Genomic DNA, 23,947 nt, shown 5'->3' with positions numbered 1-23,947 from the left:
AGCGCTTTCAATGCCCGCCGCCCCTGCTGCCCGAACGCTTTGCCTTTGCCGGGGCCGAGGTGGGCGATGCCGCCAGCGAAAGCACCACGCACGAGCGGCTGCTGGCCGAGCGGGAGCGGATCGGCCCGGTCAACCTGGTGGCGGCAGACGAACTCGCCCAGGCCGAGGCGCGCCAGGCCGAAAGCCTGGCCGAACAGGCCGAACTGGCCGAAGCGGTCAACCGCCTGCGCGGCTCGATCGGCAACCTCAACCGTGAGGGGCGCGAGCGCCTGCGCGCCGCGTTCGAGGCGGTGGACGGGCATTTCCGCCGCCTGTTCACCCGCCTGTTCGGCGGCGGCGAAGCCCATCTCGCGCTGGTCGACAGCGACGACCCTCTGGAAGCAGGCCTGGAAATCATGGCCCAGCCGCCAGGCAAGCGGCTGCAATCGCTGACGCTGCTGTCGGGTGGCGAACAGGCCTTGACGGCAGTGGCGCTGATCTTTGGCCTGTTCCTCACCAATCCCGCGCCGATTTGCGTGCTCGACGAAGTGGACGCGCCGCTCGACGATGCCAATATCGAACGCTTCTGCGACCTGCTCGACGCCATGGTCGCCGAAACGCAGACCCGCTATCTCATCGTCACGCACAACGCCGTGACGATGAGCCGCATGCACCGCCTGTTTGGCGTGACCATGGTGGAACGCGGCGTCTCGCGTCTGGTCAGCGTGGACCTCGGCGGCGCGGAAGAACTGCTCGCTACGGCGGTGTAGAACGCACAGGATCAAAAGCGCGGGCGCACCCGATCATGGTCGCGCGCGCCCGCGCGTGCCATTCAGACAGGATGGACACTGCACGCCGCTTTCGCCTCGCCCTTGCCCTTGGCCTTACCGCAGGATCGTCCCTGCTGATCGGCGCGGCCCCGGCGTTCGATCCCCCGCCCTTCGCGCACTGGATCGATGGCACCACGGCCAGCGAACCAGAGATGCAGGTGCAACAGGTTGACGCAGATACCTTCGTGATCCGCCAATCGGTGAAAACCAATTTCGAGGCGCCGTTCCTCTATCTATTGTTCGGACGCAAGGGTGCGCTGCTGGTCGATACCGGCGCCGGCGGCCTCATGGTGCGGCCCACGGTGGAGCGCGTGATCGCGCAATGGCGCCAGGCCCATGGCAACCGCCCGCTGCACCTGACAGTGGCCCATTCGCACAGCCATGGCGACCATCATGCCGGCGACAGCGAATTTGTCGATCGGCCGGATACCACCGTGGTAGGCCTTGCCCCAGCCGATGTCGCCAGCGCGTTTCACGTGGCCGACTGGCCCAACGGCCTGGGCACGCTGGACCTTGGCGGCCGCGTGCTGCGCGCCATCCCGACGCCAGGTCATCAAAGCGCCCACGTCATGATCTACGACCCGCAAACCCGCCTGCTCCTGTCGGGTGACATGCTCTATCCCGGCCGTCTCTACGTGCCGAGCAACCACTTCGCCGAATTCCGCGCCAGCGCCCATCGCCTGGCCGCCTTTGCCCAGACACACCCGATCCGCGCCTTGCTCGGCACCCATATCGAGATGACCACCACGCCGGGCCAGGACTATCCGATGGAAGCGCCCACGCACCCGACCGAACACGGCCTGGCGCTGCCGCCCGCCGCGATTGCCGACCTGGTTCAGACCGTGGATGCCATGGGCGACACGCCCGTGAAGGCTGTGCGGCCGGACTTCATCGTTTATCCGGTCGAACCACGGCCGAACTGATTGGGCGCGCGCTGTAACATGCCCTCCCCCAGCCCCTCCCGCACGCGGGAGGGGAGAACAGCGCCAAAAAGCCCCTCCCGCGTGCGGGAGGGGCTGGGGAGGGCATGTTTCCCAAGCCTCTCGGTCCGCCTACCCCGCGCTCCCCACCACCAGGCATGCCAGCGCCATCAGGAAACCCGCCGTGCGGTTTGAACGGAACCGTGCCAGGGCGTTGTCGCCATCGTCCACATCCAGGCTCAGCGCCTGCCACGCCAGGTGCAGCGCCACCGGCAGCAGCGCGAGCAGCGCGAGGGGATCGGGATGGATCAGCCAGAACGCCAGCGCCCATAGCGCCACGGCAGCGGCGTAGAATGCAGTCACGCCGGGCCGCACCTTGCTGCCCAGCGCGCGGGCGCTGGAACGGATGCCGACCATGGCGTCATCCTCGCGGTCTTGCAGGGCATAGATCGTGTCATAGCCGATGCACCAGCACATCGCCCCGGCATAGAGCGCGGCGAGTGCGCCGAGGTCGCCATCGTGCACCGCCACCCAGCCGGTCGGCGCGCCCCAAGTGAAGACGAGGCCGAGCCAGGCTTGTGGCCACCAGGTGATGCGCTTCATGAACGGGTAGGCGGCGACCAGCGCCAGACTGCCCAGCGCGACGATCTGCGCCTGCCAGCGCAACTGGAGCAGCACGACCAGCCCCACCGCAGCGAGCACCACGAGCCAGGCCCAGGCCGCCTTCTTGCGCACGCGACCACTGGCCACCGGGCGCTGCGCCGTGCGGGCGACCCGCGCATCGAGATCAGCGTCGACGATATCGTTATAGACGCACCCCGCCCCGCGCATGGCGATGGAGCCGAGCAGCATCCACGCCACCAAGTGCCACTGCCGCGCGCCGCCGGCCAGGAACACGCCCCAGGCGCAGGGCCAGAACAGCAGCCACCAGCCGATCGGCCGGTCCAGCCGGGCCAGCAGCGCATAATCGCGCAAGGGCTGCGGCAGGCGGGCCACCAGCCCGCGATGTTCGCTGTCAGGGACGATCTGATCGGTTGCCGTGGTCATGCTGCCATGCTCCTGCGCCGGTTTGGTCGGGCCCGCAAGGGGACAGATCGCCCGCGTGTTGCCGCCGCGCGCGGCGCTGCCTATGAACGCTGCCCATGACCGATCATCTGCCCGCCACCCCCGCCTGGCCGCCCCGCTCTGCCCCGCGCCTGTTCGTGGAACAACGGCTGGAAGAGGGCGCCAGCCTGGCGATCGACAGCGCACAGGCGCACTATCTGGGCAAGGTGATGCGCGCTGGGCCGGGCGACGCGGTGATCGTGTGCGACAACCAGACCGGCGAATGGCTTGCCCGCGTGGCGCACGCCGGCAAGCGTGACATGATGCTGACGCTCGAGCGGCAGTTGCGGCCACTGGAGGCGGTGCCCGATCTATGGCTGTGCGCGGCCTTGCTCAAGAAGCAGGCGTTCGACTGGGTGCTGGAAAAGGCGACAGAACTGGGCGCCGGCCAGATCCGCCCGGTGATTACGCGGCGCTGCGTGGCCGACAAGCTCAATGCCGAGCGCGCCGCCACGATCGTGACCGAGGCGGCCGAGCAATGCGCACGCACTGCCCTGCCCGCGCTGTTCGATCCGGTGAAGCTCGACGCCATGCTGCGCGACTGGCCAACCGGGCGCGCGCTATTCTTTGCCGATGAACAGGGCGGCGCGCCCGCTGCCGCTGCCTTTGCCGCGCACAAGGGCCCAGCGGCACTGCTGATCGGGCCGGAGGGCGGCTTTGACGAAGCGGAACGCGCCGCGATCCGCGCACATCCTGCCGCCCACGCCATTACCCTGGGTCCGCGCATCCTGCGGGGCGAAACGGCAGCCGTGGCGGGCCTGGGATTGTGGATGGGGGTTGCGGGGGACTGGGCTGCCGCGTGAGGGTTTGCGCTGCGCGCACACCCCTGGGATTATTGCCGCCCTGCAATCGTTCATCCCACGTTTATCGCTGGCGCAAAGTCCGTTTGGCCACTAACGGATGCGGGCATGAGCACGAGACAGGTTTCAGATAGCAACGATCCTCTCATCGAGAGCCGGGACCAGCTTGTCGCCCCCATGCAGAAGGGCGAAAAGCCGCGCGAGGCATGGCGAATCGGCACCGAGCACGAGAAATTCGTCTATCGCACGGCCGATCATGCCGCCCCGTCCTATGACGAGCCAGGTGGCATCCGCGATCTGCTGATGGCGCTGACCGAATTCGGCTGGGAGCCGGTGATGGAAGGCGGCAAGGTCATTGCCATGTCCGGCCCGGATGGCGCGGTCAGCCTGGAGCCGGCCGGCCAGCTCGAACTGTCGGGCGCGCCGCTGGAAAGCCTGCACGAAACCTGCGCGGAAACCGGGCGCCATCTTGCCCAGGTCAAGACCATCGGCGATCGCTTTGGCCTCGCTTACCTCGGCCTTGGCCTGTGGCCCGACAAGGCGCGCGGCGATCTGCCGATCATGCCCAAGGGCCGCTATGAGATCATGCTGCGCCATATGCCCCGCGTGGGCACGATGGGGCTGGACATGATGCTGCGCACCTGCACGATCCAGACCAACCTGGACTATGCCAGCGAAGCCGACATGGCGCAGAAGTTCCGCGTCAGCCTGGCGTTGCAGCCGCTGGCCACCGCTCTGTTTGCCAATTCACCGTTCCTGGAAGGCAAGCCCAACGGCTTCCTGTCCTATCGCAGCCACATCTGGTCAGACACCGATCCCGCGCGCACGGGCATGCTGCCCTTCGTGTTCGAAGACGGCTTTGGCTATGAACGCTATGTCGACTACATGCTCGACGTGCCGATGTATTTCGTGTTCCGCGATGGCAAATACATCGATGCCGCCGGCCAGTCGTTCCGCGATTTCCTTGATGGCAAGCTGCCCGCGCTGCCCGGCGAAAAGCCGCGAAAGAGCGACTGGATCGACCATCTTTCCACCGCCTTCCCCGAAGTGCGGCTGAAATCGTTCCTGGAAATGCGCGGCGCCGATGGCGGCCCGTGGAACCGGATCTGCGCCCTGCCCGCGTTCTGGGTGGGACTGCTCTATGATCAGGGCGCGCTCGATGCGGCGTGGGATCTGGTCAAGGACTGGGACCTGGAAGGGCGCGAGATCCTGCGCGCCAGCGTACCCAAGCTGGGCCTTGATGCGCCGCTGCCCGGTGGCGGCACCCTGCGCGATATCGCCGGCCGCGTGCTCGACATTGCGCGCTCGGGCCTGGCCGCGCGCGGGCGCCTCAACGCAGCCGGAGACAACGAAACCGGCTATCTCCTGCCGCTGGACGAGATCGTCGCCTCGGGCAAGACCCCGGCCGAGCGCTTGCTCGATCTGTACCACGGCGCGTGGGGCGGTGACCTGTCCAAGGTCTATGCCGCCAAGAGCTTTTGAGAGGATAGTACCCCATGATCCTGGTAATGGGCACGTTTCGCCTGCCGACCGCCGCCTTCGCCACCGCCGCGCCGATGATGCGCGCGGTGATCGAGGCTACCCGCGCCGAAGACGGGTGCCTGGCCTATGCCTATTCGCACGATGCGCTTGATCCCGAAGTGATCCACGTCAGCGAAAAGTGGCGCGACCGCGCCGCGCTCGACGCCCATTTCCAGACCGCGCACATGGCCACCTGGGCACAGCAGCGCGCCGGCCTGGGCCTGACCGAGCGCAACATCCGCGTGTTCGAAAGCGATGAAGGCGTGGCGGTTTGAGCGCTTAGCGCTAGGGTTCCCCCCCAACCCCCTCCTATGAAGAGGAGGGGACTTTTAGATTAATGCTTTATCCTCCCCATCCTCTTTGGATGAGGGGGTCTGGGGGTAGTGGATACCCGCGCCCGACCGACCAAAAATCATTCGCACCAACCGGCCCAACCGCCGCGTGATCAGCCCATGCTGGGCCATCCAGGCATGGTATGCGCGATACTTGGCGTCTTCGCCCAGCAGGTGCTTTTCCTCGGTCTTGGCGCGCCAGAAATAGACCGCGCTGACCAGCGCGAGGGTGACCGTGTTGCGCACGGCATCAACCTTGGAATGCGTGGTGGCGAGGAACGGCATCGTCACCAGCCACCAGAACAGGTTCTTCGACAGATAGGCGGGATGCCGGGTAAAGGCATAGGGGCCGTTGGTCAGCACGCCGCGATACGTAAGGTTGGAAAAGCGCAAGCCGAAGGCAATCGTGGCCCAGGCATAGATCGCCGTCAGCACCACCTGCGCCAGGCCCCAGGCCCACAGCAGCGCCGGATGGCCATCGAACCAATAGGCCCATTCTGCGGTGTTCTGGTGATAGTCCAGCACGCCGCCGCCGCCCATCAGCACAAAGGGCGGATAGCACATCAGCGCTGCCACCCACCCCGCCAGATAGGGATTGGCCGTGCGGATGTGGGCATCGAGCGGCTTCATCGTCAGCAGGTAGCCGACCATGGCGATCTGCACGTCGATCATGAACATCGCCTCGATCGCGGTGTTCGACCAGCGTACCGGATCGGCCCACAGCCCGGTCCAGTCCGCCTCGACCACGGCGGCAAAACCACCGGGCAGGATCGAGATCATGAAGGCGCAGAAAAAGCCTTTCACCGTCCAGGCGCGCAAGTGGTGCCACACCTGGTCCACGTCATAGGCTTCGCGCCCGATCAGCATGGCACCGAAATGCCAGGCCCCGTCGCGCGGGTTGACCAGCACGCGATCGAGCCACAGCACATAGGGAACGGCGCCCAGGAACAGGAACGGCGCGGCCTGTTCCAAAAGGTCCATGGCGAACAGATACTGCCCGCGCCAATACCAGCGCCCCAGGCAATAGACTAAGGCGATCAGCGCCCAGGTGGCCCAGAGCCCGGCCAGCTTGGTGATCGAGATATCGAGCACGCTGCGCAACGGGCGCGGCGCCGTCCAGTCGATGCCGGTGGAGGGCCGGCGATGAACCTTGTCGACCAGCAGCGACCAGGCCACCATCGGCGTGCCGGAAAACAAGAGGGCAAGCACCGCCGCGCTCGATCCGGCCAGCCGCGCGTGCGGCCCTGGCAAGCCCAGCGCATCGACGATCTGCGGCCAGGCGCGGCACACCGCCACCCATGCCAGCAGGCCAGCGAGGCCCACCAAGCCTACCCAGACGGACACATCGCTGGCAGGGCGGGGCGAAACGGCGTGGGCGGGCGACTTGGTCATACCCGCCCGCTTATACGCGCAGAAGTGGAAATTCGGTGAAGAAGGTTAACGCCAGGCGGTGATTTCGCCGCTGTCATCCAGCACGATCAGGGTCTTGTCAGCCACGATCGGCGGCAGGGTAACGGGCGCTGCCACCTTGGTCACGCGGGCCAGCGTGCCATCACCCACGGTGATGGTGGAAATCTCGCCACGCGAATTGGCCACCCACAGCTTGTTGCCTGCCAAGACCGGCCCGGTCCAGAAGATCGGGCTCTCCTTCTTCTTGGGCTTGAGATAGCGGGGCAGCTGGCTCATCCAGCGGACCTTGCCGGTGGACTTGGCGATGCACAGCAGCTTGTCTTCGTCGGTCAGGGTAAAGATCCACTCCCCAGCCACTGCCGGGGTGGAAATGCCCGCGAGGTTGAGTTCCCAGATACGCTGGCCGGTGACCAGTTCATAGGCGGCCATGCGGCCGCCCTGGCCCAGGGCATAGACCCGGCCACGTTCGATGATCGGATCAGCATCGATATCGGTCAGCGTCGAAACGCTCGTGGCGATCGAGGTACGCGCCAGCGCATCGGACCACAGCTGCCGCCCGTTTTCATAGCGATAGGCCACGAGTTCGCCCGAGCTGTAGCCGGCGATCACCGTGCCTTGGCCAGCGGCGGGAGCCGCCACGCCGAACACGCCGCTTTGCGTGACCGAGGCGGACTGATTCCACAGATTGGTGCCATCAGCGGTGTTGAGCGCAAAGATCTGGTTGTCCTGCGTCATCACATAGACCGCGCCGAACGCCACGGTGGGCGCGCCGCGCAGCGGGCCAGCCGGCTTTACCCGCCACTTGATCTTGCCATCGGCCGCATCGAGCGCGGCCACTTCGCCAAGGCCGGTGGTGATGTAGACGTTGCCCGAATCAAAGCTGACGCCGCCGCCAAAGATCGAATCGTTCTTTTCGGGCAGACGGAAGCCCTGCTTCCACTTTTCGTGGCCGTTGTTTTCATCGAGCGCGCGCACCACGCCTTCGGTGTCCATCACGAAGACAGTGCCATTGCCCACCACCGGCGATGCGGCCAGGCGCTGCTTGGGCGAAGACCCGGAAATGCGCGTGGACCACAGCTTTTGCGGGGCATCGGCAAGCGCGAGATGGCCCGAAGACTTGCTGGCAGTGCCGCCGCCCTGGGCCCATTCGGTGTTGACCACGGGCGCGGGCACGACCACGTCCATGCTGGCCAGCGTGGGATCGACCTTGGTGCCGGCCTCGATCCGCGACAGCACGGGAATGCGTTCGCCCACGGTGGGCGTGGCCTTGACCTTGCCCTTGTGCCCGGCGCAACCGCCCAGAACCAGCGCCAGGCCGAGCACCGCCGCGGGGGCCAGCGCCGCAATCCGGCGGCGATCGGTGCCGGCGCCTGGCTGGCGGGCCATGTGGCCCTGGCTGGGAATGCGGATCATGCCTGTCTTCCTTGTCCTGTCATGCCCCGGCGGCCCGATGCGGGGCGGCGGCGCGCAATGCATGCAAACCCGATCGATCGGGAAACCGTGGCAGCCTTACTGGGCCTGCCCGATAACTGCCGAAACATCGTCAACCGCGTCGACACCCAGGCTGCCGGCAACCTGGCGCGCGCGGCGCTTGATCGTGTCGGGCACGTCCTTATCCTTGGCGATGGCGGCAAACAGCGGCCCGGCCAGATCGTTGTGCCCCTGCTTGAGATAGGCCAGGCCAACCAGTTCGCCGGCGCTGCCAAACCACGGGTTGCCCGGCACGGCCAGCGGCTTGAGGCGGTCGATCACCTGCTGCGGAGGCAGCTTGTCAAACGTGATGGCCACTTCACGCACCGTGGCGGCATCGCGATAGGCCTGCGGCGCATTGCTGTCGGCGGCAACGGCGGCAAAGCCCTTGGCGGCCTGATCGGCCTTGCCATCGTCCTGCGCCTTGCCAGCCAGCAGCAGCTGCGCGGCGGCGCGGTTGCCCGGGGTGCCGTCCTTGGCCAGCGGATCGAGCAGGGCTTGCGCGGCCTTGTCGTTCTTGGCTTCGAAATTGTCGAGTGCCTGGGTCAGTTGTTCACCCTGCTGGCCGCGCAGCGTATCCTGGTGATTGCTGTACCACAGCCAGCCACCCAGCCCGGCCAGGCCCAGCACCACGGCCGCGCCAACCGGCTTGCCCCACTTGCGCAGCGCATAAAGCGCCTCGTCCTGGCGCAGGGCATCGTCCACTTCGCGGGCGAAGACATTGCCTTCGGCGGCGCGCGCAACGGCACGCGGATCGGACGGGTTTTGCGGACGGTTCGGTCTAAGGGCCAAGGCTAAGCTTTCGGCGATTGAGAGCAAGGGATGGGCAAGAATTGCACGGAATGGGCGCGGTGTTTAGCGGATGGAGCCACCTTTTCAACGCCTATGATGCTGGCTGTCCCCCGCTGAACCGATGGTTAAGCGGCCAACCGCCTGCAACATCGCGACAACGAACGATGCTTCACGGGAATTGGGTCAGTCCCAGCGCATCGGCATAGACGCGGGCATAGTGGCCGGCCATCACGCTTTCATCATACTCGCGCGTGGCCAGAACGCGGTTGGCCGCCCCGGCGCGGCGGCGCGCCAGCTCGTCGGTTGCCAGGTCCAGCATGACCTGGGCCAGCGCTGCTTCATCACCGACCGGCGCGATGAACCGCGCGTTGTCAGCGGCAACGATCTCGGCCACGTCGCCCACGGCCGGGCTCGCCACGGCCAGGCCTGCGGCCATCGCCTCTACCACCGACAGCGGAAACTGCTCGCTATCGCTCGACAGCGCAAAGAAATCGAACAGCCCCACTGCCAGCGCCGGATCGGGAACATGGCCGGGCAGATGCACGCGGTGGCCGATGTTGAGATCCATCGCCTGGGTCAGGATCGCCTCGCGCTCGGGCCCTTCACCCAGGATCACCAGGTGCCATTCTTCGGGCAGCGCACGAAAGGCGCGCACCAGGCGAGGCAGGTTCTTGACTGGGCGCAGGCCGGCCAGCGTGCCCACCCACTTTTCCCCCGGCCGCTTGATCACACGCGGCAGCGCGTCGGGGCGCGCCTTGCGGGCATAGGCGGCGGTGTCGATGCCATTGGCAATGCGGTGGACCTTGCCGGCCGGCTGGTGCCAGGCATCGCGGGCCACGGCCTCAAGCCGACGCGAGGGCACCACCAGTGCGCTGGCCCGGGCCAGGGCCACGCGCCGGAACCAGTTGCGCCGGGGATTGAGCCGCTCTGCCTCGTCGGCATTGAAGCCGTCTTCATGGTGGACCAGCGGCGCCAGGCCATAGAGCGGGGCGAACAGCGCGTGCGCCATCACCGCATCCATCGCCCCCCAGTTGTAGGTGCAGATGAGGTCAAACCCCTGCATCCCGCGCGCCAGGGTCTGCAGGCGACGCACGCCGAGCTTGCCCGCCAGCGGGGGAAAACCCAGCGGAAAATGCACCGAAAGCCCGCGCGCCAAGAGGCTGCGCGCGCCCAGCGCGCCAGGCTGCGCCGAGACGACCGAATGATCGAGCGCGTTGCCGAACCGGTTCATCAGCGCCACGCTGCGGCGTTCCTTGCCCCCGGCATCGAACGTGGAATGCAGGTGCAGCACATGCAGGCGGCGGGCCGGGCCGGCTTGGCGATCCATGGTCAAGGTTCCTGCGCCAGATGCCGTCAGTCCAGCCGGGCCAGCAGGGCATCGATCGCCGCGCGTGCCTCGGGTTCGTCCAGCGTCGGGGCATGGCCCACGCGCGGCAGGGTCACCAGCGTGCAATCGGGATGGCGCTGCGCCATCGCGGCGGCGGTATCAGCCGAGAGAATGTCCGAGGTGGCGCCATGGACCACCAACAGCGGCACCGGCGTGAGCGCGGCAAATAGCGGCCACAGATCGGCCTCGGGCGGCGGCGCGGTGCCTTCTGCCCTGGCCTTGGCCGCAGCATCGTCGCGCGCCTGCTCTGCCGCCTCGATCGGGGCGGCGATCTTCATGTCATAGTCAAAGGCGATGCGCCCGCCCGTGCCCAGCGCCATCAGCCGCTTGGCCAGGCGCAGCCAGTCTTCGATGCTGAAATCGGGATAGATATCGCCCATCGTCTCGCGCAGGCCGCGTGCGGCGTGCATCCAGGTCAGATAGCTGCGCCCCTGGCCGACATAGTCGGTAATGCGCGCCAGGCCGGCCGGATCGATCACCGGGCCGATATCGTTGAGCACGGCGCCCGCCACCAGGCCGGGCTGGCCGGCCGCCAGCGCCATGGTGAGAATGCCGCCGAGCGAGGTGCCGATGGCGATGAAGCGGGTGATCTTTTCGGCGGCGAGCAGGCCCGCCAGATCCTGGGCATAGACCGGCGGCTGATAGGTCATCGGATCGCGGGCATAGTCGCTTTCCCCCCGCCCGCGCAGATCGGGGCACAGCACGCGCCGGCCGCTGGCAGCGATATGCGGGGCCAGATCCTCGAAATCGCGGCCATTGCGCGTCAGGCCGGGCAGGCAGATCACCGGAAGACGCGCCGCATCGCCGGGATAGGCGCGATAGGCCAGGCGCAAACCATCGGTGCTGGCCCAACTGCGAATCTCGAATGTGGCGATGGGCAAACGCGTTTTCCCGTGTCTTGTATCACTGTTAAGCCACAAGGCGCCTTGCCTGTGGCGTGCAAGCACCCCACTAATGGAAGAATGGAGCCTGTCCCGCAAGCCGTGTCGGATCGCCCGCTGCCGGGTCAAGCCATTCCCTATCGCCCCGATCCGCAATTGGCGGCGCTGGCGCCCTGGCTGGGCGATAGCGTGGCGGCGGCCGATTTTCCGCAGACCGTGCTGCGCTGGCGCAATGATCGTGCCGCCGCGCAGGTGGGGCTTGATGGCCTTAGCGGTGACGAGTGGCTCGCCCACTTCGGCCGCTTCGTGCCGCTGCCCGGCAATCTGCCCGGGCCAATGGCGCTGCGCTATCACGGGCACCAGTTCGGAGTGTACAATCCTGACCTGGGCGATGGGCGCGGCTTTACCTTTGCCCAGTTGCGCGATGGCGCGGGCCGCCTGCTCGACCTGGGCACCAAGGGTTCCGGGCAAACGCCGTGGAGCCGGCGGGGCGACGGGCGCCTGACACTCAAAGGCGCGGTGCGCGAAATCCTGGCGACCGAGCTGCTCGAAGCGCTGGGCGTCAACACCAGCCGCACCTTTTCGGTGATCGAGACCGGCGAGAACCTGTGGCGCGGCGATGAGCCCTCGCCCACCCGCTCGGCGGTGCTGGTGCGGCTCAGCCATGGGCACATCCGCATCGGCACGTTCCAGCGCCTGCTCGCGCTCGACAAGCCGGCCGAGATGCACGAATTGATCGCCTATTGCCTGGCGCAGTTTCCCGGCGCGCCCGATGCGGCGCCCGCCGGGTCCAGCCCGGCGGCCACGCTGCTGCACCAGGTGGTGGCGCGCATGGCCAATATGGCCGCCAGCTATATGGTCGCGGGCTTTGTTCACGGCGTGCTCAACACCGACAACATGAACGTGACGGGCGAAAGCTTTGACTATGGCCCGTGGCGCTGGCTGCCCCGCTGGGATGCGGGCTTTGTCGCGGCCTATTTCGATGAGGCCGGCCGCTATGCCTTTGGCCGCCAGCCCGAGGTGATCGGCTGGAACTGCGGCCAGTTGGCCGTAGCGCTGCGCCTGGTGGAAGAAGCGCCGCCGCTGATCGCCGCGCTCGAACGCTTTGGCCCGCTCTACCAGGCCGCCATGGCGCGCCGCTGGTGCTGGCGCCTGGGCGTGGTATCGCAAGGACTGGAACGCGATAGCGCTCTGATCGCGGCCTGCGAGGCGGGGATGCGCGCCAGCGGGACCGGCCCCGATGCATTCTTTCACGCCCATCGCGGCGGGCGCGGCGCCGATGCCGTGCCCGCGCTCGCTGGCTATGAACCTTGTGGCGGCGACCATCCACTGTGGCAGGAAGAGGCCCCGCCCAGCCTGCTGATCGACGAAGTGGAAAGCATCTGGGCGCCGATCGCCGAACACGATGACTGGAACGCGCTCGATGCCAAGATCGCGGCGATCCGTCGCCTGGGCGAGGCACTCGGCCAGCCGCCGGTGCCGGCCGGCCACGATCATTAAGCAATGCGACAGGCTGCTGGGCCGATCGCTGACCCATTCGTAACGCTTTTGGTTTATCCCCCCCTGTGACAGCAAGCCTCACCCAAAGGATCGACGCCCACCCCGTGGCAGCCGGAGAGATCATTTCCACAGAGCCGGCCACCGGCGCTGAACTCTGGCGCGGCGCCGTGGGCGATGTCGATGCCGCGGTGGCGCGTGCGCGGCGCGCGTGGCCGGCCTGGGCAGCGCAGCCGCTGTCCACCCGCATCGAACTGATGCGCCGCTTTGCCAACGAAGTGCGCAAGGATGCCGAAAGCCTTGCCACCCTGATCGCCCGCGAAACCGGAAAGCCGCTGTGGGAAGCCAAGGGCGAGGTCGACACCGTGCTGGCCAAGGTGGAAATCGCCGTGCGCAGCTATGCCGAACGCACGGCGCAACGCCGGCTCGACAGCGCGCTGCAGGGCACGGCCGCGCTGCGCCACAAGCCACACGGCGTGATGGCGGTGATCGGCCCGTTCAACCTGCCGGCGCAGGCGCCGGTGGGCCATATCATTCCCGCGCTGATCGCGGGCAATGCCGTGGTGTTCAAGCCATCGGAAAAGGCACCGGCCACGGGCCAGGCCCTGATCCAGTGCCTGCATCGCGCCGGGGTGCCGGCCGCCCTGGCGCAGATGCTGGTGGGCGCGGCGGAGGAAGGCAAGGCGCTGGCCATCCACGAAGGCGTCGATGGCGTGCTGTTCACCGGATCGAGCCACACTGGCCTTACGCTCAACCGCCGCCTGGCGGCGCAGCCGGGCAAGATCGTGGCGCTGGACCTGGGCGGCAACAACCCGATCGTGGTGTGGGACACGCCCAAGATCGCCGATGCCGCCGCGCTGGTGGTGCAATCGGCGTTTACCACCGCCGGGCAGCGTGCCACCGCCGCGCGCCGGCTGATCGTCAAGGCCGATCTCTATGATGCCGTGGTTGGCGAGGTAAAGGCTCTGGTCGATCGCCTGATCGTGGGCGCGCCGCTGGACGATCCCGCGCCGTTCATGGGCCCGGTGATCGACAATGCCGCCGCCGATGGCCTGACCGAAAGCTTTGTCTATCTGCTGTCGCACGGCGGGCGGCCGATCCGCCATCTCACCCGGCCGCGCGGCGATCTGCCGTTCCTGGCCCCAGCGATGATCGACGTGACAGCGATGACCCAGCGCCCCGATGTGGAACTGTTCGGCCCGATCCTGCAGGTGATCAAGGTGGATGATTTCGACCAGGCCCTGGCCGAGGCGAACGCCACGCGCTTTGGCCTGTGTGCCGCGCTAATCGGCGGCACGCCGCAGGATTACAACCGGTTCTGGGCCAATGTGCGGGCCGGCGCAGTCAACTGGAACCGACCGACCAACGGCGTCTCACCCGCAGCGCCCTTGGGCGGGGTGGGCCTTTCCGGTAACCAGCGGCCCGGCGCGTTCTATGCGGCGGATTTCTGCGCCTATCCCGTGGCCTCGGCCGAAATGGAACAGCCGCGCGCCTCGATCGGTATCGGGCTGTCTGGCTAGGGCGAATCGGGGGGCGGCGTGGCGGGATCGACCGGGCCGCCCGGCACCACCGCCGCGTTGCGCATGTTCTGCTGCGACAGATCGGGATCAACCAACAATTGCCCCTCAAGCGCAGCGCTCATTGCGGGATCGTGATCAGCCTTGCGCTTGGGCGCGTCATCCTGCGCGCAGGCCGTCACGGCCAGGCTGGCAAGCAGCGCAAAAAGGCATGAGGCAAAAGGCTTGGCCATGGCCATTCCTGAACCGGCCGTGGTTAGCGGTGCGTTAACGGCACGGCAAACCAGACGCAAAAGGGGGCCTGCACGCCACCACGCATGCAGGCCCCGGTCCCGCCCGATCCCCGACTGGTCCCTCCGGTCGGGCAGGATCTAGGCTGTTCGCTTTAGCGGCAGCGGGCGTTGCTCTGGTCGATCGACTTGCCCAGCAGCGCGCCACCGGCCGCACCCAGCAGGGCGCCAAGCGTACGATCACCGTTGCCGGCAATTCCCCGGCCGATCAGCGCACCGGCCACGCCACCCACCAGAAGGCCGGTGGTGCCGTCGTTGCGGCGGCAGTAATAGCGGCCGTCGTTGCCGCGCCAGCTTTGGCCGCGATAGGCAACGTCGCCATAATAGCCACGGTCGTTGCCGCGATAATCCTGGCGGTCATAGCCGCGATAGTCGTTGCCGCCACGGCCATAGCCACCGCGCCAATCGTCACGATCACGCCAGCCGCCACGGTTGTGGTTCCAACCCTGGTCCCAGCCATCGTGCGCCACCGGGGCAACCAGCGTGGGCTGGGGGGCAACTTCAATCGCCGCCGAAGCCGGGGCGATGCCGGAAGCCAGAGCGGCCGTTGCGGCCAGGCCCAGCATAGTCTTGCGAAGTGCGATCATGTTCGGTCTCCTGATCCGTCGTGTTGGTTCATGTTTACAGCCTTCAAGCTGAACGACATGCAACGCGACTGTCAGAATTGGTCAGAAACGAAAAAAGTTCGGACCGGCCCGCACGCCGCGCGGAAAAGGGCCTTGGCGCAAGGCGATGTGCCTGCCACAGGCCCGGCCATGAGCGAGAGGATAGACAGCGCAACGGCGAGCAACCTGAACAACCCCGGCACGTCCAAGGCCGCGAGCGGCCTGGGCGCGGCCGTGCTGGCCTATGTGATCTGGGGATTCTTCCCGATCTATTTCCATCCGCTGCTCGGCGTTCCGGCGATCGAGCTGGTGAGCTGGCGCGTGGTATTCACGCTGCCGGTGTGCCTTGCCGTGGTCTGGCTCAGCGGCCAGGGCCCCGCCCTGCGCGCTGCACTCACCACCCCGGCGGTGCTTGGCCGGCTGGTGCTGAGCGCGGCAGCGATCGGCTGCAACTGGCTGATGTATCTGGTGGCGATCGAAACGCACCAGGTGCTGGCGGCGAGCCTGGGCTATTACATCAACCCGCTGCTCAACGTGCTGATCGGCGTCGTTTTCCTCAACGAGCGCTTGAACCGCCTGCAATGGGCGGCCGTGGCGCTGGCTGCCGGTGGCATTGCCGTGCTGATGGCCGGCGCATTGTCGATGCTGGGCGTGGCCATGGCGATGGCCGGCAGCTTTGCCCTCTACGGCCTGGTGCGCAAGTTCGTCGTGGTGCCTTCAGTCATCGGCCTGACCGTCGAAACCGCGGTGCTGTTCGTGCCGGCGCTGCTCGCCGTGCTCCACGCCGCATCCGGCCCGGCCGGCTCGGCCCTGTCGCAAGGCGGCGTGGTGCCCTGGTTGCTGGCCGGATCGGGCGTGGTCACGGCCGTGCCGCTGCTGCTGTTTGCCGTGGCGGCGCGCAAGCTTGATCTGTCGACGCTGGGCTTTGCCCAGTTCATCGCGCCGACCATCCTCTTCGTGCTGGGCGCATTGCTCTATGGCGAGCCGCTCGATCCGGCGCGGGTGACGTGTTTCATGCTGATCTGGGCGGCAATCGCCTTGTTCAGCTATGACCTGCTGCGCCGGCGGTGAACCTTCCGCCGCAGGGGGATGGAGGCTTTTATGCCTTCAGGGCCGTATCAGGCCCCAACACCCCTCCACCAGCCTGCGGCTGGTCCCCCTCCCCGTGCCGGGGAGGAACTTAGACCAGGCGCCAGGCCAGGGTTTCACCTGCGTGGAACGGCACCAGCACTGTGCCGCCCGCCGCGATTTCGGCCGGCACGGCAACGCCGGTCTTTTCCAGGGTCACCGTGCCCTCGTTGAGCGGCAGGCCATAGAAGCGCGGGCCATTTTCGCTGGCAAAGGCCTCGAACTTGTCGAGCGCGCCCTCTTCATCGAACACGGCGATGTAGCTTTCCAGCGCATAGGGCGCGTTGAACAGCCCGGCGCAGCCGCAGGCGCTTTCTTTGAGATGCCGCGCATGGGGCGCGGTATCGGTGCCCAGGAACACCCGATCATGGCCCGAGGTGGCCAGCTTGCGCAGCGCCAGGCGGTGCTTTTCGCGCTTGGCCACCGGCAGGCAATAGGCATGCGGGCGCATCCCGCCCACCAGCATCGCGTTGCGGTTGATGTGCAGGTGCTGCGGCGTGATCGTTGCGCCCACGTTCGGCCCGGCGCTTTCCACGAACTGCGCGGCTTCTTGCGTGGTGATGTGTTCGAACACGATTTTCAGCGCCGGGAAATCGGCCACCAGGCGGCCCAGCGTGCGCTCGATGAACACCGCCTCGCGATCGAAGATGTCGACGTGGGAATCGGTCACCTCGCCATGGATCAACAGCGGCATGCCAATCTTCTGCATGCGTTCGAGCACGGGATAGATTGTCGCCACGCTAGTCACGCCATGGGCCGAACCCGTAGTGGCATGCGCGGGATAGAGCTTGGCCGCGGTGAACACGCCGGCGCCATGGCCGCGCTCCACCTCGTCAGGATCGGTATGATCGGTCAGGTAAAGCGTCATCAGCGGGGTGAAATCGCTGCCCGCCGGCAAAGCCGCTAGGATGCGGTCGCGATAGGCGGCAACGCCGGCCACATCGGTCATCGGCGGCGAGAGGTTGGGCATCACGATCGCGCGGGCAAACTGGCGCGCGGTATAGGGCGCCACGCCTTCCAGCATCGCGCCGTCGCGCAGGTGAACGTGCCAGTCATCCGGGCGGCGGATCGTGAGAGTCGTTTGCGTGCTCATGGCTTCCCCTTAAGCCCAAGCGCTCCTATCTGTCACCCATGAGCAATCCCCGCCTGTTCGATCGCGCCCTGATCCGGCTATCCCCCACTGCACCGGGAGAAGACGTGGCCGCATTCCTCCAGGGCCTTGTCACCAACGACGTGCAGGGGCCGCTGCCGGTCTGGGCCGGGCTGCTGACCCCGCAAGGCAAGGCGCTGTTCGATTTCCTGGTCTGGCCCGATGGCAAGGACGCGCTGCTGATCGATTGCGAGGCTGCCGTGGCCGAGGCCTTGGTCAAGCGCCTTTCGCTCTATCGGCTGCGCCGCAAAATCGTGATCGCCATCGCGCCCGAACTGGGCGTCTATTGGCAGGGCCACATGGGCGATGGCGGCGCCGCCGATCCGCGCCTGGCAGCGCTGGGCCAGCGCTGGATCGCCGCAGTGGCTGACGATGACGTGGCGGTCGATGCGCCATGGCGCGAACACCGCCTCAAGCTGGGCGTGCCCGAAGGACAGGCCGAACTGGGCAGCGACCAGACGCTATGGCTGGAAACCAATGCGGCCGAACTCAACGGCGTGAGCTTTACCAAGGGCTGCTATGTCGGCCAGGAAAACACCGCGCGGATGAACTGGCGGCAAAAGGTCAACCGCCGCCTCGCGGTCGTTCCCCTCGCCCAGTCAGACCCGGCCCGCCAGCGCGTGGCCTATCCCGACCTCGGCCTGGCGGTGGATCATCTGCGGACAGAAGCGATTACCCGTGCCCCGCATTGGCTTGAGGATGCGCTGAAAGCGGATTGAGCGTTGGCCCAGCGCCCTTCGACAAGCTCAGGGCGAACGGGGTCCGGTAACAATTTCTCGGGATTCCGTTCGGGCTGAGCCTGTCGAAGCCCCCCGTAGGTAAGCACCCCCCTCAAAACCGGCTTTGCGCGCGCCAGCGGTGGACGGTGCGCGCGACGCTTTCCGTTTCGCCGCCGCTCTTGCCCCATAGCTGGCTGAACGAGGGATCGGCCGATGCCGGGCGCCGCGCTTCGTCCAGGTCATCGAACGCGACGCGGATGGGAATGGCCACGCCCTCGCCACAGATGATGCATTCGCGGTTGCGCAGCGCAGGGATCGAATCGAGGAAGCCGCGCGCGCCTTCGGGCATGGCCGCGCGCACGAACTGCTGGTCGCGATCGTTGTTGAGGCGCATCGAGATGATCGTGCCGCATTGCGACAGCACGCCTTCAGCCAGGTCAGACGGGCGCTGGGTGATCAGGCCGAGCGACACGCCATACTTGCGGCCTTCCTTGGCGATGCGCGACAGGATGCGCCCAACCGACGATCCGTTGGAATTGCGCTCGTTGGGAACGTAGCGGTGCGCTTCTTCGCATACCAACAGGATCGGCCGCGTGGTTTCCTGGCGCGACCAGATGGCATAGTCGAACACCAGGCGGCTGAGCACGGCAACCACGGTAGAGGTGATTTCGGACGGCACGCCCGACACGTCGATGATCGAGATCGGCTTGCCATGGGCTGGAAGGCGGAACAGCCGCCCGACGAATTCGGCCATGGTATCGCTGACCAGCATGCCCGAGAACATGAACTGATAGCGCGGATCGTTGCGGATTTCCTCGATCTTGCTCTTCACCCGCATATAGGGGATCGAGCTGTGCCCCTTGTCGAGCTTGCCCATCTCGTTCTGCAGGATGTTGCACAGGTCAGACAGCAGATAGGGGATCGGCGAATCCTGGGTGATGCGGCCCACCTGTTCGGCCAGGCGGTTCTTCTGCCGCGCCATCAGCAGGCACTTGGCCAGGATATCGGCGTCGATCTGGCGTTCTGCCCCGGTAGCGGTGAGGAACACCTCGCAGTGTTCTTCAAAGTTCATCAGCCAATAGGGCATCTGCAGGTTCGACACGTCGAACAGTTGCCCGGTGTTGCGAAACGCCGAAAGATATTCGCCATGCGGGTCGATCATCACGATATGGCCTTCGGGCGCCATGTCGCAGATGCGGTGCAGGATCAGCGCAGCGGCGGTCGATTTGCCGGTGCCGGTCGATCCCAGCAGCGCGAAATGCTTGCCCAGCAGCGGATCGATATAGAGGCCGGCGCGGATATCCTGGGTGGGAAACACCGTGCCCACGGTCACATGCGCGCGGCCGTCGCTTGCATAGATCTGGCGCAGATCGGCGCTGGTCGCCGGATAGACCAGCGCGCCGGGCACGGGAAACCGGGTAACGCCGCGGCGAAAGCCGAAGATGCGGCCGGTGGCGGGGTCTTCCTCGCCCTCCCCCAGGAAATCGAGCTGGGCCAGCGCGCCACCATCCACCTTGCCATCGCGGCGCTGGTTGCGCACCGAGCCGAGCAGCCAGCCGCGCCCCACGCGCACCTTGATCTGGCTGCCCACCTGGCCCGATAGCGCCACGGTAGGGTCGGCATCGTCCATGCAGTCTTCCAGGCGATGCAGATCGAGCGCGATGCCGCTGCCCGATCCTGCCACATCCACCACCACTCCGATTGGGCTGAGCGCGCAATCGGACGGCGGCAGATCGCGCGGTTCAAGGACAATATCGGGCAAAGCGGCAGCAGCCGGCATCGGCCCGTGCGGGGCAAGGTCTCCAGGCCGGGCAGGGTCTGCCGAAATGAATACCTGCCTGCTCATGTCCGTCATGCCTGTTCTTGCCCCAGCCCGTTGTCGCGCCAAACGCTAGAACTGGCAGGGTTAATTTTGGGCTAAGCAGTGCCCCACATCACACCAGCGCAAACAGGCGCCCGGCGATCCAGCCCATGCCCACCGATACCAGCACGGCAAACAGGCCATAGAGCAGGCCGTTGCCATCGGCCTGGTCGGCCACGAAGCGTTCGAAACCCTGCTTCGACACGTCAACCCGCGTGACCGCCGAGGTGATCACGCGGCCCTGGCGGATGGCAAAGGTTTCGGCGGTATAGGTGCCGGTGCGCACTTGCGAAGGCAGCGTGATGCGCGCCTGATACAGCACCTGCCCACTGATCGTCACGCCGTGGCCGTCTTCGCGATAAAGACCCTGCCGCTGCATCAGATCCACCAGGCCATCGGCAAAGTGCCGTTGCCGCGCCGGGTCGATCGCCCCGATCGGGGAAAGCTGCAGGCGATCGAGACCGAGTTCATAGATCGCTGCGGTCTTTTCATCCACGATCTCGCGCACCGGGCGGGACGAGGCGATGGCAAAGAAACTGGGCGCAGAGCGCAACTCGCTGCTGGCGGCATTCACCCAGATGCCCGCCACCTTGCGCTTTTCCCGCAGCACGATGGATTGCACCGGGCCTTTGAGCACGACGACGATATCGTAATCCTGCGCGGCGCGGGTGCCACCCGGATCGAGGATTGCGCCAAACAGCAAGAGGTCCGCCCCGGTAAAGCCCTGGCGCACTTCCACCCGATGCTGCGATATTTCGGGCACCAGGATCGGCGCGCGCGCCCCGCCGAGCAGAATGGCCACCGGCGCCAGCAGCGCCAGCACCCAGCGCGGCGTCATAGCGGCACCACGGTGAAAATCTCGTCGGGTCGATAGCCCAGGCCAAGCGCCATGCGCAGTGCCACGCCCAGCACGATCACCGCCAGGATCAGGCGCAACTGCTCAGGCTTGGCCTTTTGTGCAAACTGCGCGCCGATCTGTGCGCCCGAGACCGATCCCACCAGCAACAGCCCGGCCAGCACGATATCCACCGCATGCGTGGTCAGCGCGTGCATCATGGTTGTCGCCATCGTCACGAACAGGATCTGGAACAGCGAGGTGCCCACCACGACGTTGGTGCTCATGCCCAGGATATAGAGCATTGCCGGCACCAGGATGAACCCGCCGCCGATGCCCATCAGCATGGTCAGGATGCCGGTGGCCATGCCCAGCAAGAGCGGCGCCAGTGGCGAGATATAAAGGCCCGAGCGATAGAACCGCCAGCGCAGTGGCAGGCTGGCCACCAAGGGATGGTGGCGGCGGCGCCGCGCCGGCTGGGCGAGGCCAAGCCGCTGTGCGCGCAGGGCCGTGATACTTTCATGCGCCATCAGCCCGCCGATGCCGCCCAGCAGCACGACATAGAGGATGTTGATCACCGTATCGATCTGGCCCAGCGCCTGGAGCAGGCGGAACAGCAGTGCCCCCACCCCGGTGCCCAGCACGCCGCCGGCGACCAGCACCGCGCCCATGTGATAATCGATGCCGCCGCGCCGAGCGTGGGCAAATGCGCCCGAAACGCTGGCCCCGGTCACCTGGCTCGCGGCCGATGCGGCGGCCACCGTCGGCGGCACGCCATAGAAGATCAGCAACGGAGTAGTGAGAAAACCACCACCCACGCCGAACATACCAGACAAGAGCCCGGTCAAGGCGCCAAGCCCCACGATCACCAAGCCGTTGACCGCCAGATTGGCGATGGGAAGGTACACATCCATCGCCACTTGTCCTAGGCGGCGCAGGCCAATTCCGCAATGCCACGGTTGCCCCGCACGGCTGCGCCGCGGCAGCAAAAGGGCGATCGGCACTACATGCGAAAGCTATGCCCACAACGCCGGAAGCGGCGGTTGACCATATTCGTCGTCGCGCGGTTTCGAGGCATCGTGCACGATTACGCTTCGCACGATCCTGCCGCTGCGCGCCTCATCGGCCTGCAACGCAAGATAAAGCCGATTGAGGCAATCGGCCTTGGTCGTCGGACCGTCGCGATCATGCACCACGATGCGCAGGCGCGGATCGGTGGCGCAGCGCATGACCGCCGCCAGCGTGGCGGGATCGTTGCGATGGCAGCCCACATAGAGCCGCAGGTCCGCATTTGGCCAAGCCGCCAGACAATGCTCGATCACGGCGGCCACACCCGGCGCTTCCGACCAGACCGGCACCAGCACCGCTGCCGCACCCGGCTGACCACCCGCGCCACGGTCGACGCGCGCGGGCCAATCGGGAGTTGCGGCAAAGCCCGAAGCCAGATGTAGTGTGCAAGCCCGGCCCGTGATCCGGAGCCAGGCCCACAGTCCGTCCATCCGCCGTTCTTGGCAGGCACCCACGGCCAGGCATGTTGCAGCGAAAAGCAGAAGTTCGCGCTGCAACATGGCCAGCCACAGCCAGACTGTGGACAGCGACATCATTCCCAATTTGCCCTCACCCCCGTTTGACGGCAAACACCCCCACTGGCAAATTACGGCTGGCCGGGGCGCGTGGCAACGCTTGCAACCTTCAGGAATGAATCGAATATGGCGGAAATGCGCGGGTCCCCTCATCAGCCGCAATCGGCATTGCGCCGGTTGATGCGCCACGAAGCAGCGCCGGGCGTGCTGCTGCTGGTCTGCGCGGCACTGGCTATCGCGCTGGCCAATTCGCCCTTGCACCATACCTATCACGCCGCACTGCACTATGCCCTTCCGGTGATCGTGGCGCCCCAACTCGACAGCCTGCATGCTTGGATCAACGACGGCCTGATGGCCGTGTTCTTCTTTGTCGTGGGGCTTGAGATCAAACGCGAAATCATCAGCGGCGCACTGGCCGATGCACGGCGGCGGCGGCTGCCGGTGCTGGCGGCGCTGGCAGGCATGGCGCTGCCCGCGCTGGTGTTCCTGGCCGTCAGCCGTGATTTTCCCATGCTGCATCGCGGGTGGGCCATTCCCGCCGCCACCGACATCGCCTTTGCCATGGGTGTGCTGGCCCTGATCGGGCGCCGTGCCCCCCGGTCGATCAGACTGTTCCTGTTGACCGTGGCCGTGGTCGATGACCTTGGCGCGGTGGTGGTGATCGCCATTTTTTACACCAGCGGGGTGGCCTGGGCCTGGCTGGCGGCGGCGGCCGCCGTGTTTGGCGCGATGATTCTCATCAACCGCGCCGGTGCGACTCGGGCATCGACCTATGCGGTCTTTGCCGTGGCCCTCTGGGCATGCGTGCTGCAATCGGGCGTCCACGCCACCGTGGCGGGGGTGCTGGCGGCGCTGACCGTGCCGATGAAGCTCGATGCCCGGGGTAACAGCCCGCTGCTGCGCCTGGAACATCTGCTTGTGCCGATCAGTGGCTTCGTGATCGTCCCGCTGTTCGGCCTGGCCAATGCCGGGGTCGATCTGCGCGCCACGGGCCTGGCCGGCATCCTGGCGCCGCTGCCCCTGGCAATCGCGGCCGGGCTCGTCATAGGCAAGCAGGCCGGCGTGCTGGGCGCGGTGCTGGGTGCCGAACGGCTGGGCCTGGCGCCACGGCCAGTCGGCGCGCGGCTGATGCATCTGTGGGGCATGGCGCTGCTGTGCGGTATCGGCTTTACCATGAGCCTGTTCATTGCCGCGCTGGCGTTTCCAGCGCAGCCCGATCTGGTCGAGCAGGCCAAGATCGGCATCCTGGGCGGATCGCTGCTGTCCGCCCTCGGCGGCGCGCTCGTCTTGCGACTGGCGCCAAAGCCTGCCGATTGATCGACAAAACCGATTTTTA

General features: G+C 66.7%; 22 protein-coding genes and 1 pseudogene. 10 read left to right on the top strand and 13 right to left on the bottom strand.

Going from position 1 to position 23,947, the window contains the following annotated elements; all coding sequences use genetic code 11:
• Both H926_RS0103235 and H926_RS0103230 read left to right on the top strand, forming a co-directional pair.
• Positions 1 to 749: pseudogene (locus tag H926_RS0103235) on the top strand (chromosome segregation protein); the annotation flags it as partial.
• A 71-nt stretch (positions 750 to 820) separates the two neighbouring features.
• A complete protein-coding gene (locus tag H926_RS0103230) occupies positions 821 to 1,732 on the top strand; it encodes an MBL fold metallo-hydrolase (protein ID WP_022675030.1) in 912 nt (303 codons plus the stop codon).
• A gap of 129 nt (positions 1,733 to 1,861) precedes the next feature.
• Here H926_RS0103230 and ubiA read toward each other — a convergent pair whose 3' ends face one another.
• A complete protein-coding gene (gene ubiA / locus H926_RS0103225) occupies positions 1,862 to 2,776 on the bottom strand; it encodes a 4-hydroxybenzoate octaprenyltransferase (protein WP_022675029.1) in 915 nt (304 codons plus the stop codon).
• 107 nt (positions 2,777 to 2,883) lie between these two features.
• Between ubiA and H926_RS0103220 the strand changes: the two genes are divergently transcribed.
• The 3 genes from H926_RS0103220 to H926_RS0103210 all read left to right on the top strand — a co-directional run bounded on the left by H926_RS0103220 (position 2,884) and on the right by H926_RS0103210 (position 5,429).
• Entirely contained in the window at positions 2,884 to 3,636 is a 753-nt protein-coding gene (locus H926_RS0103220) for a 16S rRNA (uracil(1498)-N(3))-methyltransferase (RefSeq protein ID WP_028657514.1), read from the top strand.
• Positions 3,637 to 3,741: 105 nt separating this feature from the next.
• The gene (locus H926_RS0103215) at positions 3,742 to 5,115 is read left to right on the top strand and encodes a glutamate--cysteine ligase (RefSeq protein ID WP_022675027.1); all 1,374 of its coding nucleotides are present in this window, start codon (positions 3,742 to 3,744) and stop codon (positions 5,113 to 5,115) included.
• A 14-nt stretch (positions 5,116 to 5,129) separates the two neighbouring features.
• Entirely contained in the window at positions 5,130 to 5,429 is a 300-nt protein-coding gene (locus tag H926_RS0103210) for a putative quinol monooxygenase (protein ID WP_022675026.1), read from the top strand.
• A 54-nt stretch (positions 5,430 to 5,483) separates the two neighbouring features.
• On the opposite strand, the gene H926_RS25380 is transcribed toward H926_RS0103210, so the two are convergent.
• From H926_RS25380 to H926_RS0103185, 5 genes are all read right to left on the bottom strand, one after another.
• Positions 5,484 to 6,878: an isoprenylcysteine carboxylmethyltransferase family protein gene (locus tag H926_RS25380; RefSeq protein ID WP_022675025.1), complete on the bottom strand. Its 1,395-nt coding sequence runs from the start codon at positions 6,876 to 6,878 to the stop codon at positions 5,484 to 5,486.
• A 45-nt stretch (positions 6,879 to 6,923) separates the two neighbouring features.
• Positions 6,924 to 8,282, bottom strand: a complete 1,359-nt coding sequence (locus H926_RS0103200; RefSeq protein WP_022675024.1) for a PQQ-binding-like beta-propeller repeat protein — start codon at positions 8,280 to 8,282, stop codon at positions 6,924 to 6,926.
• Between the two features lie 123 nt (positions 8,283 to 8,405).
• Positions 8,406 to 9,158 carry a tetratricopeptide repeat protein gene (locus H926_RS0103195; protein WP_022675023.1) on the bottom strand — a complete coding sequence of 251 codons (753 nt, stop codon included), beginning with the start codon at positions 9,156 to 9,158 and terminating at the stop codon, positions 8,406 to 8,408.
• 169 nt (positions 9,159 to 9,327) lie between these two features.
• Positions 9,328 to 10,485, bottom strand: a complete 1,158-nt coding sequence (locus H926_RS0103190; protein ID WP_022675022.1) for a glycosyltransferase family 4 protein — start codon at positions 10,483 to 10,485, stop codon at positions 9,328 to 9,330.
• 26 nt (positions 10,486 to 10,511) lie between these two features.
• Positions 10,512 to 11,420 carry an alpha/beta fold hydrolase gene (locus H926_RS0103185; RefSeq protein ID WP_028657511.1) on the bottom strand — a complete coding sequence of 303 codons (909 nt, stop codon included), beginning with the start codon at positions 11,418 to 11,420 and terminating at the stop codon, positions 10,512 to 10,514.
• Between the two features lie 87 nt (positions 11,421 to 11,507).
• Here H926_RS0103185 and H926_RS0103180 point away from each other — a divergent pair, with 87 nt between their 5' ends.
• Together H926_RS0103180 and H926_RS0103175 are read left to right on the top strand one after the other, a co-directional pair.
• Positions 11,508 to 12,926, top strand: coding sequence for a protein adenylyltransferase SelO family protein (locus H926_RS0103180; RefSeq protein WP_022675020.1), 1,419 nt, complete (start codon positions 11,508 to 11,510; stop codon positions 12,924 to 12,926).
• A gap of 104 nt (positions 12,927 to 13,030) precedes the next feature.
• Positions 13,031 to 14,443: a succinylglutamate-semialdehyde dehydrogenase gene (locus H926_RS0103175; protein WP_028657509.1), complete on the top strand. Its 1,413-nt coding sequence runs from the start codon at positions 13,031 to 13,033 to the stop codon at positions 14,441 to 14,443.
• On the opposite strand, the gene H926_RS25375 is transcribed toward H926_RS0103175, so the two are convergent.
• Together H926_RS25375 and H926_RS0103165 are read right to left on the bottom strand one after the other, a co-directional pair.
• On the bottom strand, positions 14,440 to 14,673 hold the full coding sequence (locus H926_RS25375) for a hypothetical protein (protein ID WP_022675018.1): 234 nt from the start codon (positions 14,671 to 14,673) through the stop codon (positions 14,440 to 14,442). The two genes, H926_RS0103175 and H926_RS25375, sit on opposite strands and share 4 nt — an antisense overlap.
• Before the next feature lie 152 nt (positions 14,674 to 14,825).
• On the bottom strand, positions 14,826 to 15,317 hold the full coding sequence (locus tag H926_RS0103165; RefSeq protein WP_028657508.1) for a glycine zipper 2TM domain-containing protein: 492 nt from the start codon (positions 15,315 to 15,317) through the stop codon (positions 14,826 to 14,828).
• A 168-nt stretch (positions 15,318 to 15,485) separates the two neighbouring features.
• Between H926_RS0103165 and rarD the strand changes: the two genes are divergently transcribed.
• A complete protein-coding gene (gene rarD / locus H926_RS0103160) occupies positions 15,486 to 16,406 on the top strand; it encodes an EamA family transporter RarD (protein WP_022675016.1) in 921 nt (306 codons plus the stop codon).
• Between the two features lie 109 nt (positions 16,407 to 16,515).
• Here rarD and pyrC read toward each other — a convergent pair whose 3' ends face one another.
• On the bottom strand, positions 16,516 to 17,556 hold the full coding sequence (pyrC, locus tag H926_RS0103155; RefSeq protein WP_022675015.1) for a dihydroorotase: 1,041 nt from the start codon (positions 17,554 to 17,556) through the stop codon (positions 16,516 to 16,518).
• Between the two features lie 38 nt (positions 17,557 to 17,594).
• Between pyrC and H926_RS0103150 the strand changes: the two genes are divergently transcribed.
• Positions 17,595 to 18,332, top strand: a complete 738-nt coding sequence (locus H926_RS0103150; RefSeq protein WP_022675014.1) for a folate-binding protein YgfZ — start codon at positions 17,595 to 17,597, stop codon at positions 18,330 to 18,332.
• 112 nt (positions 18,333 to 18,444) lie between these two features.
• Here the strand turns inward: H926_RS0103150 and H926_RS0103145 are convergent, their stop codons facing one another.
• The 4 genes from H926_RS0103145 to H926_RS0103130 form a co-directional block, all read right to left on the bottom strand.
• Entirely contained in the window at positions 18,445 to 20,178 is a 1,734-nt protein-coding gene (locus H926_RS0103145; RefSeq protein ID WP_369801294.1) for an ATP-binding protein, read from the bottom strand.
• Between the two features lie 88 nt (positions 20,179 to 20,266).
• Positions 20,267 to 21,031 carry a TIGR02186 family protein gene (locus tag H926_RS0103140; RefSeq protein ID WP_022675012.1) on the bottom strand — a complete coding sequence of 255 codons (765 nt, stop codon included), beginning with the start codon at positions 21,029 to 21,031 and terminating at the stop codon, positions 20,267 to 20,269.
• Entirely contained in the window at positions 21,028 to 21,942 is a 915-nt protein-coding gene (locus tag H926_RS0103135; RefSeq protein ID WP_022675011.1) for a sulfite exporter TauE/SafE family protein, read from the bottom strand. Before H926_RS0103135 ends, H926_RS0103140 begins: the two co-directional genes overlap by 4 nt.
• Positions 21,943 to 22,044: 102 nt before the next feature.
• The gene (locus H926_RS0103130; protein ID WP_022675010.1) at positions 22,045 to 22,632 is read right to left on the bottom strand and encodes a glycosyltransferase; all 588 of its coding nucleotides are present in this window, start codon (positions 22,630 to 22,632) and stop codon (positions 22,045 to 22,047) included.
• Between the two features lie 105 nt (positions 22,633 to 22,737).
• Between H926_RS0103130 and nhaA the strand changes: the two genes are divergently transcribed.
• Positions 22,738 to 23,928: a Na+/H+ antiporter NhaA gene (nhaA, locus tag H926_RS0103125; protein ID WP_028657504.1), complete on the top strand. Its 1,191-nt coding sequence runs from the start codon at positions 22,738 to 22,740 to the stop codon at positions 23,926 to 23,928.
• The last annotated feature ends 19 nt before the right edge of the window (positions 23,929 to 23,947 follow it).

The sequence above is a fragment of the Novosphingobium sp. B-7 genome (assembly GCF_000410615.1).
GTDB lineage: Bacteria > Pseudomonadota > Alphaproteobacteria > Sphingomonadales > Sphingomonadaceae > Novosphingobium > Novosphingobium capsulatum.
The sequence above is the reverse complement of the archived record's forward strand: the minus strand, read 5'-3'. Positions and strand labels throughout refer to the sequence as shown.